Annotated in this window: 16 protein-coding genes; 10 read left to right on the forward strand and 6 right to left on the reverse strand. The window is 60.9% G+C overall.

Annotated elements, in window-relative coordinates; translation table 11 throughout:
- Window positions 1-11: 11 nt before the first annotated feature.
- The 4 genes from K1W69_RS23010 to hpaR form a co-directional block, all read right to left on the reverse strand.
- Window positions 12-1,403 carry an acid sphingomyelinase family protein gene (locus K1W69_RS23010; RefSeq protein WP_220230802.1) on the reverse strand — a complete coding sequence of 464 codons (1,392 nt, stop codon included), beginning with the start codon at window positions 1,401-1,403 and terminating at the stop codon, window positions 12-14.
- A gap of 8 nt (window positions 1,404-1,411) precedes the next feature.
- Window positions 1,412-2,110, reverse strand: coding sequence for a fumarylacetoacetate hydrolase family protein (locus tag K1W69_RS23015; RefSeq protein WP_220230803.1), 699 nt, complete (start codon window positions 2,108-2,110; stop codon window positions 1,412-1,414).
- A gap of 39 nt (window positions 2,111-2,149) precedes the next feature.
- Window positions 2,150-3,001 carry an alpha/beta fold hydrolase gene (locus K1W69_RS23020; protein WP_220230804.1) on the reverse strand — a complete coding sequence of 284 codons (852 nt, stop codon included), beginning with the start codon at window positions 2,999-3,001 and terminating at the stop codon, window positions 2,150-2,152.
- Window positions 3,002-3,088: 87 nt separating this feature from the next.
- Window positions 3,089-3,661 carry a homoprotocatechuate degradation operon regulator HpaR gene (hpaR, locus tag K1W69_RS23025; protein ID WP_220230805.1) on the reverse strand — a complete coding sequence of 191 codons (573 nt, stop codon included), beginning with the start codon at window positions 3,659-3,661 and terminating at the stop codon, window positions 3,089-3,091.
- A gap of 160 nt (window positions 3,662-3,821) precedes the next feature.
- Between hpaR and K1W69_RS23030 the strand changes: the two genes are divergently transcribed.
- The 9 genes from K1W69_RS23030 to K1W69_RS23070 all read left to right on the forward strand — a co-directional run bounded on the left by K1W69_RS23030 (window position 3,822) and on the right by K1W69_RS23070 (window position 12,528).
- A complete protein-coding gene (locus tag K1W69_RS23030) occupies window positions 3,822-4,208 on the forward strand; it encodes a 5-carboxymethyl-2-hydroxymuconate Delta-isomerase (RefSeq protein ID WP_220230806.1) in 387 nt (128 codons plus the stop codon).
- Between the two features lie 10 nt (window positions 4,209-4,218).
- The gene (gene hpaE, locus K1W69_RS23035; RefSeq protein WP_220230807.1) at window positions 4,219-5,736 is read left to right on the forward strand and encodes a 5-carboxymethyl-2-hydroxymuconate semialdehyde dehydrogenase; all 1,518 of its coding nucleotides are present in this window, start codon (window positions 4,219-4,221) and stop codon (window positions 5,734-5,736) included.
- A 12-nt stretch (window positions 5,737-5,748) separates the two neighbouring features.
- On the forward strand, window positions 5,749-6,729 hold the full coding sequence (gene hpaD, locus K1W69_RS23040) for a 3,4-dihydroxyphenylacetate 2,3-dioxygenase (protein WP_220230808.1): 981 nt from the start codon (window positions 5,749-5,751) through the stop codon (window positions 6,727-6,729).
- A 15-nt stretch (window positions 6,730-6,744) separates the two neighbouring features.
- Complete coding sequence (locus K1W69_RS23045) at window positions 6,745-7,635, forward strand: fumarylacetoacetate hydrolase family protein (RefSeq protein ID WP_220230809.1); 891 nt, start codon at window positions 6,745-6,747, stop codon at window positions 7,633-7,635.
- A complete protein-coding gene (locus tag K1W69_RS23050; RefSeq protein ID WP_220230810.1) occupies window positions 7,632-8,792 on the forward strand; it encodes an acyl-CoA dehydrogenase family protein in 1,161 nt (386 codons plus the stop codon). The genes K1W69_RS23045 and K1W69_RS23050 overlap by 4 nt, the downstream gene beginning before the upstream one ends.
- On the forward strand, window positions 8,792-9,934 hold the full coding sequence (locus K1W69_RS23055; RefSeq protein ID WP_220230811.1) for a CaiB/BaiF CoA transferase family protein: 1,143 nt from the start codon (window positions 8,792-8,794) through the stop codon (window positions 9,932-9,934). The genes K1W69_RS23050 and K1W69_RS23055 overlap by 1 nt, the downstream gene beginning before the upstream one ends.
- Complete coding sequence (locus K1W69_RS23060; RefSeq protein WP_220230812.1) at window positions 9,927-10,808, forward strand: HTD2 family dehydratase; 882 nt, start codon at window positions 9,927-9,929, stop codon at window positions 10,806-10,808. Before K1W69_RS23055 ends, K1W69_RS23060 begins: the two co-directional genes overlap by 8 nt.
- A 74-nt stretch (window positions 10,809-10,882) precedes the next feature.
- Window positions 10,883-11,566 carry a phosphatase PAP2 family protein gene (locus K1W69_RS23065; RefSeq protein ID WP_220230813.1) on the forward strand — a complete coding sequence of 228 codons (684 nt, stop codon included), beginning with the start codon at window positions 10,883-10,885 and terminating at the stop codon, window positions 11,564-11,566.
- A gap of 248 nt (window positions 11,567-11,814) precedes the next feature.
- Window positions 11,815-12,528, forward strand: a complete 714-nt coding sequence (locus K1W69_RS23070; RefSeq protein WP_220230814.1) for a Crp/Fnr family transcriptional regulator — start codon at window positions 11,815-11,817, stop codon at window positions 12,526-12,528.
- A gap of 96 nt (window positions 12,529-12,624) precedes the next feature.
- Here the strand turns inward: K1W69_RS23070 and K1W69_RS23075 are convergent, their stop codons facing one another.
- On the reverse strand, window positions 12,625-13,239 hold the full coding sequence (locus K1W69_RS23075) for a LysE family translocator (protein WP_220230815.1): 615 nt from the start codon (window positions 13,237-13,239) through the stop codon (window positions 12,625-12,627).
- Between the two features lie 173 nt (window positions 13,240-13,412).
- Between K1W69_RS23075 and K1W69_RS23080 the strand changes: the two genes are divergently transcribed.
- Window positions 13,413-14,288, forward strand: a complete 876-nt coding sequence (locus tag K1W69_RS23080; RefSeq protein WP_220230816.1) for a bile acid:sodium symporter family protein — start codon at window positions 13,413-13,415, stop codon at window positions 14,286-14,288.
- 3 nt (window positions 14,289-14,291) lie between these two features.
- Here K1W69_RS23080 and K1W69_RS23085 read toward each other — a convergent pair whose 3' ends face one another.
- On the reverse strand, window positions 14,292-18,104 hold the full coding sequence (locus tag K1W69_RS23085) for an AAA family ATPase (protein ID WP_220230817.1): 3,813 nt from the start codon (window positions 18,102-18,104) through the stop codon (window positions 14,292-14,294).
- Window positions 18,105-18,348 lie beyond the last annotated feature (244 nt).

Below are 18,348 nucleotides of genomic sequence, written 5' to 3' on the forward strand. Positions count from 1 at the left end.
TTGAAGCGTCCCTATGGCGCGCAGTGACACTGCGCAAAGCTCTCCACATCCAGGTTCGCGATGGCGCAGGCATAGGCAGGCAAATCCGCCGTTGAGAGCGGTTTGTGGCGCTGATTGTAATCTCGTCTGTAGGCGTCGCGGACCAAGCCTGGCCGGGCCAGGTCTTTCCATACCCGGGCCACCGCCTGCACAGAAAATTCCGTCTCGCCATATGCTTCGGAAAACACATATTCCTGCCTCCAGTCACCGGCGACAGTCGACGACAGGGACGACAGATTGGAAAGATAGTAGGTCACGTAGTCCAGCGGCTTGCCGCTCCGGACGTCATAGGTGAACAGTTGGAACCCGGGATTCTGGCCGAAGACCGGGCTTATCGCCGGAACGATCTTGTCAACGGCGACCGCCTGCCCGTCTTTATCAAGAAGCAGTCGGAAATCATCGGAATGGATGTGGCCGGAGAAGTTCATCTCCATCCTTCCGGCATGGGATCGGAGCAGGTCGACAAGATCTCCGGTGACGTCTTCCCGCAGGAATGGAACGATGCCGGCGCGGCAATTCCGGGCCTTCGAATGAAGCGTCGAATAGGCGTCGATGCCCCACGGAATGTGGTGAACGATCCAGACAATGGCGTCATTGGCTGCCTGTTCCGCGAGCTTTGAACGCAACCATTGCAGTTGCAGCCGGGCCGCGTCTTGCCCGTTGCCGCCGCATCTGTTGGCGTATTTGCGAGACCAGAGGATATCGTTGAGGACGAGGATCACGCCGTTTTCGACAGTTGGGTGGCGCAGCGCATAATAACCGCCCGCCCGGTAACTCTCGTTAAAATCCGCCGCGACGCGTTCACTGCCGGCGGCGTTTCGAACGAATTCGGCGGTTTCGGCGAGAAATTCTCCGCCAGGCTCTATCTCATAGTCGCCGCATTCGGAATCGGTGTTGCCCAATGCGACAATCAGAGGCTTGTCAGGCAGCGCACCGGTCAGCGACGCAATTACGAACCGGGCTGTGCGCTCGGCAAAACGGCGCTGTTCAACAGAGCCAACGGCGACATCGAATGCGCTCGCGGCGTCCGTCTCGAAACTATGGGACAGAAGATCGCCGGGATATATGACGAAATCCACGTCCGCCAGCCTCTCGGCGATGGCGCCGAGCGCGGATTGCAGGAGCACAAAATTGGTGTCGCTCCCCCATTGCGAAGCCGGTTCAGCGGGAAACCTGGAAAATTGCTCACTCCAGCGGCCGGTGTCGATCGTCCTCAGATCCCTTGCCAGTTGCGGCGGCTGAAACGGGTCAAAATGAATATCCGACACCACGCCGAAGGAGCCGGACGGATCAGCTGCGCTGGCGGTGACGGGAAGCAGGATCAGACCGAGACCGGCCAAGAGCGCCTTTGCAAACGACCACATCGTCCGAATTACTCCGGAGGACCAATCCTGAGCTCAATCGGGGCCAGGCCGTCGACGCCGCCCGTTAACACATCTCCAGGCTGCACGGGACCAACGCCGGAAGGCGTGCCCGTGTAGATGAGATCGCCGGGCAGCAGATGGTAATAACCGGACAGGTGGCTGACCACTTCCGGAACGCTCCAAACGAGATCGGAGAGCTTCTGGTCCTGTTTCGTTTCTTCTCCCACCTTGAGCCAGATCCGTTGAGGACCGATTTCGCCGAACTCGGCGGCCCTGGTGATCTCCGAAATAATTGCAGAATTCTCGAACGCCTTGCCGAAATCCCAGGGACGCCCCTTCACCCGCGCCTGCTGCTGCAGATCGCGCCGGGTCATGTCGACGCCCACCGCATAGCCGAAGACCGCCGAGGGCGCGTCTTCTACGCTCACCCGAAACGCCGGAGCGCCGATGGCGATGACAAACTCGACCTCGTGATGCAGATCTTCGGTTCCTGGCGCATAGGGCGTTTCGGCGCCGCTGAGAACGATCGCGCTCGCAGGCTTGGTGAAATAGAACGGCGCTTCGCGATCGACCTCATGCCCCATTTCGGCGGCGTGGGCGGCGTAGTTGCGGCCAACGCAGAAAATGCGGTGAACAGGGAAGCCGGCTGCTTCTCCAGCGACGGGAATGACGGGAGCGGCAGGGACGTCAAACAGCGTTTCGGTCATCACAAAGTTCTTTCCTGATTCAATGGGCGCGATACGGTTTTATACGTTCAGCCTGTCCCTTTTGCGCAAAAGTTCCTCGATCAACAAGGCGTTGACGGCATCAGGCTCTTCATATTGCACCCAGTGTCCAGCCTTCGGCACGACATGCAAGCGGCTCTGCGGGTCGATCGCCATCAGCGCTTCGCGGCGCTCCTCAAGATACCCTTTCACGACGACGTCGTCCTGCCCCCAGATCGCCGCAACGCTGACGGGCCAATGTTCCAGGCAATCCTTCAAGAGCATCGAATCGTTCGCGAGCCTGTGCCGGAACCGCGTCGCTTCGGCGTTTTGCGCCTGTATGAGGATCGCCGTATCGTCGATCGTCTCAGGGCGCGCCAGCATCAGTGCCTGGAGATTGTGTCGATGCGCCGCCATGCGTTCCTCGTCGCTTTGCGCAAACCGCCAGCTGCGCATTGCATTGCGCCGGCTGTTGACCCGCCCCAGGCCGCCGGCGCCGACCATGATCATGCAGTCAATCCGGTTGCGGCGATGGGCGAGCATATGTCCCGCAACCCAGGCGCCGAAGGAAAAACCGGCGATCGAAAGCCTGGAAGAGACCGGCAGTCGATCGATATTTTCTGACAAATTTTCCGCGATCGCCGCAACGGACGTCGCCTCCAGCGGGTCCGAATCCCCGAAGCCGGGCATATCCGGGACCAGAACCTGAAAATGCCTTGAAAGCGGTTCGATATTGCGAAACCAGTGCCGCCAGGAGCCCCACCCGCCGTGTAGCAGGATCAGTGATGGACCCTTTCCCCAGATACGCCACTGCGTCGTTCCGAACGGATGGTCAAGGCGCCGAAACCGAGCGAGGGAATCCAGCTCCTCAAGTGTCGTGATGTTACGCTGCATGAAGATTACTATTCGGACAAAGACAAGCTGACGAACCCCGCCGCCGATTAACAGGGCGCGCCAGTCAATAGTTTACAAATCGCCGGTTCAGGCGATTTTCTTTTTCGGCCGTCCCCTGATATGAGAACGCCCCTCTGTGTGAGGCATTTCAGGCACTGCCGATTCATACTCTGGCACGGGCGGAAGGTTGCGAATGGTCGCCTCCAGTTCGCTCAGCAAGTCCTGCAACTGCCTTGTCCGCTCGGACCCGAACGCATCAGCGATCTCGCTGTATATCTCCTCCACTTGTGGCCCTGCGCCTTCAATCACATCCAACCCCATCGGAGTTATGCTGACGATCGACCTGCGCAGGTCGTCCATGTCCTGTGTCTTGGTGATAAGACCACGATCTTCCAGATCTTTCAGAATCCTAGAAAGCGAAGGCGGCAGGAGGCATGTCGCCCTTGCCAGAACGGTCACTTCCGTTCTCTCTACCGAGCTAAGCGCGCGCAGTACGCGCCATTGTTGCTCCGTTATGTTGAACGTCCTCAACGGGGCCCGAAACCGGCCCATCATGCTTTCTCGAGCCCTGAGCAGGGCCAGTGGTAGTGAATTCGTGAAACTTCGCAGTCTAACCCTCGTGCCGCCCATCTTACCGGCCGATGTCATCAATTCTCCCATCTCTATTCATGTATGAAGCGCCTCTATAAGCATAATCGCACAAAAGCACAGGTTGTGGCAATGCAATAAGACACACTAAACGTGACAACCGCAGACTGTTGATAACCTGAACGCCCATCCTGTAAGTACCTGTCGGGGCGCGTTCACCGGGAGGATCGTATTGCCGCATATCATCATCGAATACTCCGCCAACCTGGAAACAAGGGCGGATATAAACATGCTATGCAAGCATGTGCGCGACGCGGCTCTCGCGACCGGCCTGTTCGAGACCGGCGCCATCCGGGTAAGGGCGCACAAGTGCGACCATTACGCTATTGCGGACGACCACCCCTATGATGCCTTTGTTCATCTTGACATCCGGATCGGAAAAGGCAGGACGGAGGAGGACAGGAGAATGTTGGGACAAGCGGTTTTCGATCGCGCAGCGGAGGAACTGGCGCCACTGTTCGAGGCGCCGCATCTGGCGTTGTCGCTTTATCTGACGGAAATTCCGCCGGAATCCAGCTGGAAAAAGAACGGCATCCACCAGCGTTTCAGAAAGAATTGATGGAGTCACCATGACTGCGTTTGAAGACAATCTCGGGAAGGCGGAAACTTACCTCGCCCGATTCCGCGAGCACGGCGTGCTCAACCACATCGGCGGAGAAGCGGTCCCCGCCGTCTCCGGCGAAACTTTCCAGTCGATATCACCGGTTGATCTGATACCGCTTGCGGATGTAGCGAAAGGCGGTGCCGACGACGTCGACAGGGCGGCGAAAGCAGCCAAAGAAGCTTTTTCGGAATGGCGCGAAATGCCCGGCGCTGAAAGAAAGAAGCTGCTTCACAAGATCGCCGACGCCATTGTGGCCCGGGCCGAGGAAATCTCCTTTGTCGAAAGCGTGGACACCGGCCAGGCGATCCGCTTCATGTCCAAGGCGGCGCTGCGCGGCGCAGAGAACTTTCGCTTTTTCGCCGACCGCGCATCCGAAGCGCGCGACGGTCAGGCGCTGCGCACGGAAGGACAACTTAACATTACATCGAGACGTCCGATCGGACCGGTCGGCATCATCACGCCGTGGAATACGCCTTTCATGCTGTCGACCTGGAAGATTGCGCCGGCGCTTGCCGCTGGCTGCACCGTGGTTCACAAGCCAGCGGAATTCTCGCCGCTGACGGCTCGTCTGCTCGTCGAGATCGCCGAGGAGGCCGGCCTGCCGAAAGGCGTGTGGAACCTCGTCAATGGCATGGGCGAAGACGCCGGCAAGGCCCTGACCGAACATCCCGATATAAAAGCAATCGGTTTCGTCGGCGAAGGCCGCACCGGCTCGATGATCATGGCGCAGGGCGCAGCGACGCTGAAGCGCGTTCATTTCGAACTTGGCGGAAAGAATCCGGTCATTGTCTTTGCCGACAGCGATCTAGAACGCGCCGCGGACGCCGCCGTGTTCATGATCTACTCGCTGAACGGCGAACGCTGCACGTCGTCAAGCCGTCTGCTTGTGGAGGACTCCATCTATGACGCGTTCACCGCGAAGGTCGCCGAGCGCGCCTCCCGTATCAAGGTCGGTCATCCTCTCGACCCGGACACTGTCGTCGGCCCGCTGATCCATCCGGTGCATGAAAAGAAGGTCCTTTCCTATTTCGACATTGCGCGGTCGGAGGGAGCGACAATCGCTACCGGCGGAGAAAAAGCCGACGGTCCGGGCGGCGGCTGTTATGTCAAACCGACCCTTTTCACCGACGCCACCCATTCCATGCGCATCTCCAAGGAGGAGATTTTCGGACCGGTGCTGACAGCCATGCCCTTCAGGGACGAGGCTGAAGCGCTGGCGCTGGCGAATGACGTGGAATATGGGCTTACTGCTTATCTGTGGACGTCTGACCTGACGCGGGCGCTCCGCATGACCGACCGGCTCGAGGCCGGCATGATGTGGGTCAATTCGGAGAATATCCGACATCTGCCGGCCCCGTTCGGCGGCGTCAAGAATTCCGGCATCGGCCGCGACGGCGGCGACTGGTCCTTCGATTTCTACATGGAAACCGTCAACATGGCCTTCGCGACCGAGGCCCACAAAATCCCGAAACTGGGGCAATGACAGGAGCGAGGCATGCCTGTACCACCATCCAATCTCTATCCGGCGTTCAATATTGTTCGGCTTAGCCATATCGAACTGATCGTCACCGATCTGGCGCGAAGCCGCGCCTTCTATGTCGACACGCTCGGCATGCAGGTCACCGACGAGAACGACGAGGAGATCTTCCTGCGCGCCATGGAGGAGCGCGGTCACCATTGCGTCATCCTGAAGCAGGGCGACGAACCGGCGGCCAACTTCCTGGGCTTCAAGGTCTACGCCGACGAAGACCTCGACCGCGCCGCGGAGTTTTTCTCCGAGAAAGGCCTTGCGACGGAATGGGTGCAAAGAGCCTATCAGGGCCGGACATTGCGAACCCATTGTCCGCAAGGCATACCGCTCGAATTCTACGCGAAGATGGATCGTCTTGAACCGATCCACCAGAAATACGAACGCTACAGCGGCGTGAAGCCGTTGCGCATCGATCATTTCAACTGCTTCACCCCGAATGTCGACGAGTCGGTGGCCTTCTACAACGAAATGGGCTTCCGGGTGACGGAATACACCGAGGACGAGATATCGAAGAAGCTATGGGCGGCCTGGATGCACCGCAAGGGCAACATCCATGACATGGCGTTCACCAACGGGGTCGGGCCACGGCTTCATCATCTGGCGTTCTGGGTGCCGACGCCTCTCAACATCATCGATCTTCTCGATATCATGTCGACTTCCGGCTATCTCGCAAATATCGAACGCGGACCGGGCCGTCACGGCATATCGAACGCCTTCTTTCTTTATGTGCGCGATCCGGACGGCCATCGCGTGGAGCTTTATTGCTCCGACTATCAGACCGTCGATCCGGATCTCGAACCGATCAAGTGGGATCTCACCGATCCGCAACGGCAAACGCTCTGGGGCGCGCCGGCGCCGCGGTCCTGGTTCGAACAGGGAAGCACGTTCGTCGGCAGCGAATTGCGGGAGCCGGATTTGAAAGCGCAGCCGATTATTGCGCCCTGAACAGAGTAAGAGTTCATGACACAAACACCGCAGTTCGCCGCCTTCCACTCAGATGACAGACAGGGTTACGGCCTGGTCACCGAGCGGGGCCTGATCGATCTTTCCGCGCGCCAAGGCGTAAAATGGCCGACGCTTCGGGAGGTCATTGAAGCCGGGCGGCTGGCAGCGCTGGCGGAGGAATTCGGCGATCGGGAGGTTGATTTCGCGCCTGGCGAATTTCATTGGGATATCCCGATCCCCGCGCCGGAAAAGATAATCTGCGTCGGCGTGAACTACCCGGACCGCAACGAAGAATACAAGGACGGACAGGCGGCCCAGAGCAACCCGTCACTTTTTGTCCGGTTTCCCCGGTCCTTCGTCGGACACGAGGCGCCGATCATCCGTCCTTCCGTCTCCGACAAGTTCGACTACGAAGGCGAGATCGCCTTCGTCATCGGCAAGCCTGGAAGACATATCGCCGAGGCGGATGCGCTCGACCATATTGCAGCCTTGACCCTGTGCAACGAAGGCAGCGTGCGCGACTGGATACGGCATGCGAAATTCAACGTGACCCAGGGCAAGAATTTCGACACCAGCGGCTCTCTGGGGCCGTGGCTTGTTCCGTTCACGGACGAAAGCCAGATCGCCGATGTCAGACTGACGACCCATGTGAACGGAGAACTGCGCCAGGACGACCGGACGAGCCGGATGATCTTCGGATTCCGCAAGCTGATCACCTATATCTCGACCTTCACCACGCTCGTTCCAGGCGACATCATCGTGTCCGGCACGCCGACAGGCGCCGGCGCGCGGCACGATCCGCCGCTCTGGCTTGTGCCCGGCGACGAGGTCGTGGTCGAGGCGGAAGGCGTCGGCCTGCTGCGCAATACAGTTGCACAGGAAGATCCCGCCGGAAGCCGGTCATGAAGGAAACGAACCCGAGTTTTCCCGAAATTCGCGAGGAAATCCGCAAATTGTGCGAGGGTTTTCCTGGCGAATACTGGCGGGAGCTCGACCAGCAGAACCGTTATCCGACGGAGTTCGTCGAGACCCTGACCAAAAACGGCTGGCTGGCGGCCATGATCCCGGAAGAATATGGCGGTTCCGGGCTGCCACTCGCCGGCGGGGCGGCGATCCTAGAAGAAATCCATCGTTCGGGAAGCAATGGCGGGGCGTGCCACGCGCAAATGTACACCATGGGCACGCTTCTCAGGCATGGCAGCGCCGCTCAGAAGCAGAAGTATCTGCCGGGGATCGCCACGGGCGAACTCAGGCTTCAGGCTTTCGGCGTGACCGAACCGACCACCGGCAGCGACACGACCTCTCTCAAGACATTCGCGCGCAAAGAGGGCGACCGCTATATCATCAATGGCCAGAAGATCTGGACGTCGCGCGCCGAACATTCCGATCTGATGGTGCTTCTCGCCCGCACCACGCCAAAAGACGAGACGACAAAACGAACCCAGGGCCTTTCCGTCTTCCTGATGGACATGCGCGCCGCCAAGGACAACGGCATGACCATTCGCCCGATCCGGACGATGATGAACCATTCCACCACTGAAATCTTCTTCGACAATGTGGAGATCCCGGCGGAGAATCTCATCGGAAACGAGGGCGACGGGTTCCGTTACATCCTGTCGGGCATGAACGCCGAGCGGATGCTGATCGCCGCAGAATGCGTTGGCGACGCCAAGTGGTTCATCGACAAGGCGCGGCGCTACGCCAGCGAACGCGAGGTTTTCAACCGGCCGATCGGCAAGAACCAGGGCGTGCAATTTCCGATCGCGCGCGCCTATGCGCAGATGCGCGCAGCCGAATTGCTGCTGATCGAGGGTCTGCGCCTCTATGACGAAGGCGAGAATTGCGGCGAGGAAGCCAATATGGCGAAGATGCTGACCGCAGAAGCCTCCTGGGCGGCGGCGGAAGCCTGCGTGCAGACCCTTGGCGGTTTTGCCTTCGCCGCAGAATATGACGTCGAACGCAAATTCCGCGAGACGCGTCTTTATCAAGTCGCGCCGATTTCGACGAACCTCGTTTTGAGTTATATCGCCGAGCACGTTCTGGAGTTGCCGAGGTCCTACTGATGTCGAAACTGTTCCTGCCGCTCGAAGGGATGACCGTCGTTACGCTCGAACAGGCCGTAGCCGCGCCCTACTGTACGTCGCGGCTGGCCGACGCCGGGGCAACCGTGATCAAGATCGAACGGCCGGAAGGCGATTTCGCCCGCGACTACGACAAGGCGGCGGGCGGCCAGTGCAGCTATTTCGTCTGGCTTAATCGCGGCAAGCAGTCGGTCGTGCTGGACCTGACGGTCGAGGCGGACCGCGGCAGGCTTGCAGAACTCATAAGCGGCGCGGAGATCGTCGTGCAGAACCTCAGGCACGGCGTCGCCAAAAAATTCGGCTTTGCGCCGGAAGACCTCTGCAGACGGGACCCGGCCCTGGTCTGCTGTTCGATCACAGGCTTTGACCCGGCCGGACCGATGGCGCGCCGCAAGGCCTACGACCTGTTGATCCAGGCCGAATCCGGTCTGGCTTCGGTGACGGGCGGACCTGACGAACCGGCGCGCGTCGGAGTATCGGTCGTGGATGTCGCAACAGGCGCGACAGCTTATGCTGCGGTACTCGAAGCCGTCATCGGCCGTTTAAAGACCGGCAAGGGTGCCAATATCACCGTGTCCATGTTCGATGTCATGGCCGACTGGATGACCGTTCCGCTGATCCACACCGAAGCCGGCAACCCTCCGAAACGCATCGGCCTCGCCCATCCGTCGATCGCGCCATACGGTGTCTTTCGCACAGGCGACGACAAGGACATTCTGGTTTCCGTCCAGAGCGAGCGCGAATGGGTCAAATTCTGCCGGAATGTGCTGCGTCGCGAGGACTTGCTTACCGATCCAGTATTTCAGGACAACACGGCGCGCGCCACGAACCGCAAGGAGACAGACGCGCTTGTCGCCGAGATCTTTCTACAGCGCGATCTGGCCGATCTGATCGCCAATCTCGACGCCTCGGATATCGCCTATGCGGTGGTCAACGACACGGAGGGCCTTTCGAAGCACCCCGAACTCAGGCGCATTCTGGTGAAGACCCCGAGCGGCGAGGTGAGCTACCCGGCGCCGGCGGCCCGTTTCGCCGGTTCAGAAAGAAAATATGGCCCGGTTCCCGCAGTCGGTGAGAACAGTCTTTCACGGGCGGATAAAACCAAGGCCGCAGGCAATGGCTAGCGAATGGCCGGAAGACGGTTTTGGCGACTGGATTGGCCACAAGACACGATCGGTCGAGACCATCCGCCCGGATTTGGCGCGGCGGTTTGCGGTCACGGTGAGCGACCAGGACAGTCAGTTCAGGACCGGAGATCCCGCTCCGATCGGAATTCACTGGTGCATCGACCCGCCTGTTTTCACGTCCGATCGCCTTGGACCGGACGGACACCCGAAAAAGGGCGAGTTCCTGCCGGCAATCCCCCTGCCGCTGCGCATGTGGGCGGGCGGCGCCCTCACCTTTTTTCACGATCTCCGGGTCGGCGAGACCGTGGAACGGACATCAACGATCGAAAGCATAGACCGCAAGACCGGCCGCAGCGGCGAACTCTGCTTCGTCAATGTGCGCCATGACTATGCGACCGACCGCGGGGCGGCGATTTCCGAATTACAGAACATCGTCTACCGGGAACCCTCGCACGGCGCGGCGGCGCCTTCAATCCCGGACCTGCCCGCGCCGGACAGCCTGCGTCACGCAGATCCAGTTTTGCTTTTTCGCTATTCGGCGCTGACCTTCAACGGTCATCGCATTCACTACGACTACCCTTACGCCACCAGCGTCGAAGGCTACGCAGACCTCGTCGTGCACGGACCGCTGCAGGCGACGCTTCTGATGATGCTCGCGCGCGAGCGGTTGGGCGGCCTCACGTCCTTTCACTATCGCGGCGTCTCGGCGCTGACCTGCAACCAGGATTTCACGCTGCATGCGCAAAAAGGCGCGGACGGGCTGGAACTCTCGGTGGCCGATGCGAAAGGAGTGGTCACCATGACAGCAACGGCGAGAGATAACAGCGCACCAGGGCAAAGAGCGGCGAGCGAATTCCGGCCCGGAATTTGAACGCCGAACTGGCCTGGCCAAAACGCCTGGTCTAGGGTCGTTGTTATGACCGACCTCACCCAAGGACCCGCACCGTGTACAAGCGACTGAGCCTACCCGTACTCGCAATGTTTCTCGTTTTTGTCCTTGCGCCGTCGGCCATGGCCGAACAGAACGTCGGGCGCATCTATCTGCCAATGAGCGTCGCAGATTCGGAAAAACTGATCGGTCCGCCGCCGGCTCCTGATTCCGAAGAACACCGCACACAGATGGCGATCGTCCTTTGGCTGCAAAAAACCCGGACGCCGCAGCAGGTCGCCTTCGTGGAAAAGCCGCTCAACCTGGAGCGTTTTGCGTCCCTTATCAGCGCCGAGCTGGTCGACGTGGACGGCCGGTTGCTGAAGGCAACGCTGGACGCCATTATCAACGAGGTCCGGGCCGACTATGACGCGCTGAAGGCTATTTACGGTGAACCGCGCCCGTTTCAGGTGGACAAGCGCGTTCGCCCCGTTGGCGACCCAAGGCCTGTGGCTTCCTATCCCAGCGGCCACGCCACACGGGCCATGGTTTATGGCAAGATCCTGTCCGACCTGTTTCCCAAACACAGCGACGATCTGATGGCGCTAGCCGTAGACATCGGTTATGGCCGCGTGATCGCCGGCGTGCATTATCCGGACGACGTCGTCGCAGGTCAAAAGCTTGGAGCGGCCTATGCCGACGCGATCCTCGCGCAGCCGACTTATGCCGAGGCGAAACGACGGATCCTGGGCGAAGAGTGAGGCGGCCGAGCACATCCAGCCCATGAAACGGTCGCCAAACGCGGTCGCCTAGGCCGGGACCGCTGGTATAGCGCAACCCGTGGTCCAGGCGTCGGGCTGCGACACCGGAAAAGGGAGTAACAGCGCCAAAGGCAACTATTGTCCACCTCCGTCTTCGACGGGTCCAGATCCGGCGAAACATGCAACCCCCTGCAAGTTGACTGGATTGTGCCGTTGCCGCATCGTAATAATGGAGTGGGGGATTACTCGTGGACCAGAACACGATTGCAGCCATCCGGAGTTGTTATCTGTTTGCCGGAGCCGATCAGGACAGTGTCGCGGCGCTGGCTCGTTCCAGCCGCATCGTCAGTTACCCTGCGGGAAGCACAATCTTTATGGAAGGCGACGAGTCGGATGGGCTCCGGGTCGTGCTATCCGGCCTCACACGCATCTGGATTGCGGACGCAGACGGGCGGGAATTGACACTGGCTCTCATGGAACCCGGAGACCCTTTCGGAGAAATAGCTCTGCTCGACGGACTTCCGAGAACCGCCAATGCGACAGTGATCGAGGCGACTGAATGTCTTTTCACGTCTCAGGAGGTAATGGTCGATTTGCTTGTCCGTGATCCCCGCCTTGCGCGCCATCTGATCCAGTTGCTTTGCGAAATCCTGCGGCGCAACACCGAGGCGCTCAGCGGTTTTGCCTTTCTCGGCCTCGACGGGCGGCTTGCGCAAAGATTGCACGAACTCGCGCTGGCCCATGCAGAGATAGAAGGCTCCCGGGCGCGGTTCACCCGCAAGTTTTCGCAGACAGACCTTGCACAGATGCTGGGGGTTACACGCGAGGCATTGAACAAGCGGCTGAAGACGCTCGTTCACGACGGCCTTGTGAAGCAGGCCAATGGAATGATCGCGATACCAAATCTTGCGGCCCTCGCCGCGCGCGCCAAGACAGCAGAGAAACTGGCGAACCACCGTTGAACGCATCGCTTGTTATCGCCGAAAGTGGAAATGAATGAACTCTGAATTGATTCAGTGCGCAATTCTCCACGATCGAAGGGGCCATCTGCCGCCCAGTCAGGATATCAGCCGAAAGGTAACAAGCACTCCCATCACAAGCAGCGCACCGCCCGACAAAACGTGCAGGTGGCGTGCGAAACCGATTTTTGCCAGGGCGCCGGAGGAGACAAGCCATGGCGCAAGCCCCGCAGCCGACGAGAGCAGGATGGCCGAAACACAGCAGGCCAGCACCATCGGATCGGTTGTGTCGCCGAGGTCGGAAACCAGACCCGGGAAGAGCGAAAGAAAAAATATCAGAGCCAACGGATTGGCCAATCCGATCCAGAAACCGTCCAGTGTGAACCGGGCGAAGCAGCCCGCAGGCGCGGCTGCGTCGCTTGCGGCCGACGGACCTTCGCGCAGCAGGCTCATTCCCAGCCAGAACAGGAAACCGCCACTGGCCGCCTTCAGGCAGGTGAAGAGGATCGGGCTGACCTCGCGCGCCGTGACAGCGAGCGTCAGGGCGAGCACAGACCATATGAGTTCCGCAACCAGGATGCCCAACAGGGCCGCGGTCCCGCCGACCAGACCTGTCCTTGCGGTCGCCGAACCGACCAGGGCTACGTTTTGCCCCGGCGCCACCGAGGCGGCAAAGTTTGCCGCCGCCAATGCGAACCAAATCTCGGCATTCATGTCTTCCTCCCATTGTCGAAGGAATTTCGCAGACATGGGACCGACGCGCAGTGAACAGGTTCACAGGACGCGGCCGGGTTGGGTGCTAACCTCGCCGGGGAATCATTACCCGGGATGGCCCGGGCATCTCGAACGGGGCGCGCCAACCAACACTCCGACCAGTGGAGCAAACCATGCTTGTTGATCTGTTTTTGCCGGCCGTATTGACGGTCATCATGTTTTCGCTCGGCCTTGGTTTGACGGGCGCCGATTTTTCCCGCGTCGCACGGTCTCCCGGGGCCTTCAGCCTGGGAGCGATCAACCAGATCGTCGTGGTGCCCTTGACCGGCTTTTTCGTGGCTACGCTGTTCGGGCTGCCGCCGGAACTTGCGGCGGGGACAATGATCCTGGCGCTTTGCCCCGGCGGAGTCATGTCCAATGTCGCAACGCGGATGGCCGGAGGATCGGTTCCGCTATCGGTTTCCCTGACAGCTGTGATCAGCCTTGTCTCTATTGTAACCCTGCCGGTGCTGACGGCTCTTTCAGTCCGTCACTTCATGGGCGCGGAGGCTCCAGAGGTGAATGTGACCGCATTGGGCTTGACCATGTTTTTGCTAACAGCTGTGCCTGTCGCGCTCGGTATGGGTTTGACCAGGATTGCGCCAGTTCTGACAGACAAGATCGGGCCCTGGATGAACAGGATCACTACAGTCCTCTTTGCAATCCTGATCCTGCTGGCGCTGGCGGCGAACTGGGCGACGTTTACCGCAAATATCGGAACCCTGGGTCCGGCGCTCCTGACGATGACTGCGGTGCTTCTGATAGTCGGTCTGGTTACATCTCGGATCGCGGGCCTCGACGCGCGCGACACAACGACGGTCGCAATCGAGTCGGGAATTCAAAACGGCACGCTTGGCATCGCCGTTGGCGGGATCGTGGCGGGTGTGGCGACGGGACTGCCGGCTCTTACCCTGCCAACCGCAATCTATTCGGTCACAGCCTGGGTTCTCGTATTGCCGTTCATCGCCTGGCGTCGCAAGCTGAACTCTGCCAAAGCCGTGCAGGCCTGAAGATCAAATACGCCAGAGTTTAGGCAATTCGATCCCCAATTTCTGGAGATGCCGGTCGCGCGCGGCCGCGCTATCTCCGACGCCGACGCGAGCGAGACGGTCATAGGCGTGGGCTGCGGCATAGCTCATGCGACGCTCCTCGGCGGCCTCGGCCGATGCGGTCCAGCGGGACCGAGCCTTCTTTTGCCGACCCTGCAGCCAGAGGCTGTCGCCTGCAGCAAGCGACGCCATCGGGACGCCTGTGCGATATTGCCGTCCGATGCGATAGGCAGAACGCGCCACCAGCGCCTGACGGGCAATCATGGTTGGATCGCGATGTCCGCGTTCCCACAGCGCCCATATGAGGTCGCTATAGAAGGGGGCGTTCTGGGTCATATAGACCTGCGGACGCTTGGTCCGCTCAACAATGGCCAACGCCTCGTCCAGAGCCAAGATCGATCCGGCCTCGTCCCCGTCAGCCAGCGCCAGAGCGGAGCGTGTGTAGTGAAAGACCAGCCGGTTGTTGTCGTTGGCGTCGAGCGAATTGGCCGGATCATCCAGAAGCCGGCCGAGCGCGGCGACATCTTCGCGCATATCATCCCATCTGGACAGGCACAGCAGATCACGGGCGCGTCCGTTGTGAGACCAGATGACGCCGTGCGCGATCCCGCGGTCACGGCTGGCGGCAAGCGTGATGTCGGACCAGCCGATCGCTTCCTCGAAACGACCCTCCAGTCTCTTGAGATTGGCGAGTGTGGACGTCGATGTTTCCCATGTCTTGCGTTCTCCGCAGGTTTCGGCAACGGACATGGCATGGCGGAAATTGCTCTCGCCTGCCTCCCAACCGCCCTTGCCTGTTTCGTAATTGCCTGAGACCATGTAGACCCAGCATTCGGTCGCCAGGTCGTCCATCCGGTCCACGATTTCCAGCGCCCTGGCCTGCAGCGCATCGCCGTCGAGCGCCCAGGGCAGCGCATTCGAGATCAGCGACAGACCGATATAGAGTTTGGCCAGCGTGGCGCTGTCGCCGCCGGCAGCGCGGGCGAGGTTGGCGCCACGAAGGATTTCCGCCAGCGCAAACGGGATCTTGTTCAGCTCGTAATGAAGTTCCGAAAGCATCATCGTCGCGTCCGCGGCCAGGATTATCGGCGCGCGCTCGGCTTCGGGTCGGGCGTCGCGATGCGGGCGCAGACGGAAGGCCGCGTAGCCGCTGACAAGACCGCGCGCAGCCTCTCCTCCGGTTTCGGGCGGTGGACGGTCGAGGTCCGAGATGCAAAGCTTCAGGAAATCCTCTGCTCGCTGATACTGTCCAAGCGCGCGCAGCGCGTAGGCGATGTCGTAACGCCAGCGCGCGAGGGTGAGCGCCTCGATCTCGATCCCGAGCGCAAGGGCGCGCGTCAGGAAATCAACCACTTCGAGATTGGCGTATGCCAGACGCGCGCCTTCAGCCGCCGCCGCCAGATGACGCAGAGCAGCCTGCGTGTCGCCAGCTCGCTCGGAGTGATAAGCCATCAGGGCAAGATCTCTCTGTTCAGGCTTGGCCCCGGCGCCTTTCTCTATGCCTGCCGCGGCGCGGGCGTGCAGACTTCTGGCCTGTTCGGTCACGAGCGAGCGGTAGGCGGCGTCGGCAATGATGGCGTGATGGAAGCGCCAGGCTCCATCGCCCTGTGATTCCACGAGACCCGTGTTTTCGATCTGGACGAGATCGGCCTCAATCTCCGGACGGTCCGAAGCGGGATGCAATTCCACCAGCGCATCGATCTCGAAAGAACGTCCCAGCACGGCTGCTGTGCGGATCGTCAACTGCTCGGAAGGGCTAAGCGCGCTGATGCGTTCCTCGACAGCGCCTGCGGCGTCGGCGGGAATATCGAGATGCGAAAGACCTGCCTCTCCCAGCCGGAGATGGGCATAGCCGCCTTCGATTTTCACGAGACCGCGGGACGACATCGCCTGTACAAGGACCGAGGTGAAAAGTGGGTGACCGGATGCTTCGCGGTGGAGCAGATTTGCGAGCGGTGGCGCCGAGGCATGCGCGCCCAGAGCCTGTGCGGCAAGTGCGCCGCTTTCTTCTTCATCGAGCAGGGTCAGTTCCAGAGTTTCCACGCGCTTCGGATCGAGGAAGCGACGCGCCTCGGTTGGCAGGTCGTCCGGCGAAACAGGACGCGTCAACAGGCACAGCGAAACAGCGGAGCGCCGTGTGAGCGCGTCGAGGAGTTGCCAGGACGCCGAATCAAGCCAATGGGCATCCTCGACAACCAGTAATTTGCGGTTACCGGACAGCTGACGCGACAGCAGGCTGGTGGCCAGATCGCGCGTTCGTTCCGCGCGTCCGGCGCCGACAAGTGCGCGCGTCACATCCGTATCGGGCAGATCGGCGGGCAAAAGTGGCGAGAGGAGAGGCAGCAACGCTTCGTTTTCCGCGCCAAGCACGTCCGTTACCGCTTTTCTGCAGGCTTCGGCATCGGCTGTGGAGTCCAGTTCAAGTAGCGAGGCGACGAACGGCGCGAATGGCGCGTAACCAATGGCCCGGCGAATGCTGTCGGCATGAAGCTCGAGTTGCGCAACGCCGGTCTCTGCAAGATTTTCCGAAAACCAGGCAGCGAGGCGGGATTTGCCCAGGCCAGCCTCGCCGGAAATGCATATATCGACCGGCTCGCCGCGAGCGAGCCGATTGGAAATCGTCACAAGCCGCTCCCTTTCGGCTGATCGCCCGATCATCGCGCCAGCATGGGCAAGGCCGCGTAACCGTTCGCCTTCGATTTTATAGACCGGAGCCATTTCCGTCTGACCCTTGAGAGTCAGTCTCGCCAGCTCGGTTGTTTCATAGCGGCGGTTGACCGCTTCCCGCGTGGACCTGTCGAGTGTGACCGGAGCCAGGGCGGCAAGGCACATGGCGGCGGCGCGGTTAACGGCGTCTCCGACCACGATATGCTGCATATAGGGCTCGATCCCGATCAGTCCGGAAAAGACCTTGCCTGCGGCCACGGCCGCGACGAGGGCGCCTTCGCCGCGCTCGCGAACAAGATCCTGTGCAACTCGAGCCGCCCGTTCGGCGCCGTCTTCGCGGACACTGGACGCCAGGCCCCAGGCGGCCACCGCTACGAGACCCTTGTCGTCGAAGCAGGTCTGCAGCAGCGTGCCGCTTTCCGACTCGACGGCAGCGGCAATGGCGCGGAGGGTTTCAGCCGCACGGTCTCGATCCTCTGCACCCCGAAAAACAAAATCCGGGACACGAATGAACAGGATATGGGCCTGCCGGAACTCGGCGACCCAGTCCGGGCCAAGCGCCAACCCGGCGCGTTGATGCGTTCTGAGCCAGGGGTCGGCGTCTATTGCGGGTGGAGACGACGCCGGGGCTTTTGGAGCTTCGACCGCAGAGGCGACCGGGCCATGTGAATCCCGTTCCCATCTCGCGTCTTCGGCAAGAAGCAGAGCCGCCTCCTCCGTCAGACGAACCCCCTGAGCCGTCAGGTCCAGCCCTTCAACCGCGGCCAGCCCCGGGCCGCAGAAAACGGCCTGGCGCGCGCTCGGCGTGTCGACATCCAGCAGCCACAGGTCTCCAACACTGACGCTCGTGCGCATCGCAATCACACCTAGGTCGGCCGGCATTGCGGCGACCGTATCCTGGACGGTCAGGCCGCAGGCAACGGCTGCACGGACCGCCTGCGCGGGATCGTTGTGTAGCGGCCAGTGCGCAGCCACTGCGTCGCCGGCATAGTAGAGGACCGATCCGCCATAGGCGCCTATCACCTTCACAACATCGGTGAAGATCGTATTGATAACGGCGCGTAAAGTCTCCGCGCCCCTTTCCGAGCGTGCAACGGCCTCAGCTCCCATCCGCGAGAATCCAGAGAGGTCACAGAAGAGAACGGCCCCCGGGCATGAAAGGGCCTGAGCGCCAGCTACGTTTGTTGTCTCAAGAAGCCTTCGCGCCGTCGCAGGCAGGAAGCTGGCGGCTTCGACGCGCGCGTTTCCGCGACGCACCGCGCCGGGCTCGCTGTTGGTTGCTGACACCACATCCCCCAAAACTCATTGTCTGTCCACCCGCCCGAGCTACTGGCGTCATTATGCAGATCGAAAA

Source organism: Flavimaribacter sediminis, assembly GCF_019492055.1.
GTDB lineage: Bacteria > Pseudomonadota > Alphaproteobacteria > Rhizobiales > Rhizobiaceae > Flavimaribacter > Flavimaribacter sediminis.

Bases quoted from the DNA above. Each gene is read 5' to 3' on its own strand.
- K1W69_RS23010 (WP_220230802.1), bottom strand. From the start codon at position 1,403: ATGTGGTCGTTTGCAAAGGCGCTCTTGGCCGGTCTCGGTCTGATCCTG.
- K1W69_RS23015 (WP_220230803.1), bottom strand. From the start codon at position 2,110: ATGACCGAAACGCTGTTTGACGTCCCTGCCGCTCCCGTCATTCCCGTC.
- K1W69_RS23020 (WP_220230804.1), bottom strand. From the start codon at position 3,001: ATGCAGCGTAACATCACGACACTTGAGGAGCTGGATTCCCTCGCTCGG.
- hpaR (WP_220230805.1), bottom strand. From the start codon at position 3,661: ATGGGAGAATTGATGACATCGGCCGGTAAGATGGGCGGCACGAGGGTT.
- hpaE (WP_220230807.1), top strand. From the start codon at position 4,219: ATGACTGCGTTTGAAGACAATCTCGGGAAGGCGGAAACTTACCTCGCC.
- hpaD (WP_220230808.1), top strand. From the start codon at position 5,749: ATGCCTGTACCACCATCCAATCTCTATCCGGCGTTCAATATTGTTCGG.
- K1W69_RS23045 (WP_220230809.1), top strand. From the start codon at position 6,745: ATGACACAAACACCGCAGTTCGCCGCCTTCCACTCAGATGACAGACAG.
- K1W69_RS23050 (WP_220230810.1), top strand. From the start codon at position 7,632: ATGAAGGAAACGAACCCGAGTTTTCCCGAAATTCGCGAGGAAATCCGC.
- K1W69_RS23055 (WP_220230811.1), top strand. From the start codon at position 8,792: ATGTCGAAACTGTTCCTGCCGCTCGAAGGGATGACCGTCGTTACGCTC.
- K1W69_RS23060 (WP_220230812.1), top strand. From the start codon at position 9,927: ATGGCTAGCGAATGGCCGGAAGACGGTTTTGGCGACTGGATTGGCCAC.
- K1W69_RS23075 (WP_220230815.1), bottom strand. From the start codon at position 13,239: ATGAATGCCGAGATTTGGTTCGCATTGGCGGCGGCAAACTTTGCCGCC.
- K1W69_RS23080 (WP_220230816.1), top strand. From the start codon at position 13,413: ATGCTTGTTGATCTGTTTTTGCCGGCCGTATTGACGGTCATCATGTTT.
- K1W69_RS23085 (WP_220230817.1), bottom strand. From the start codon at position 18,104: ATGGGAGCTGAGGCCGTTGCACGCTCGGAAAGGGGCGCGGAGACTTTA.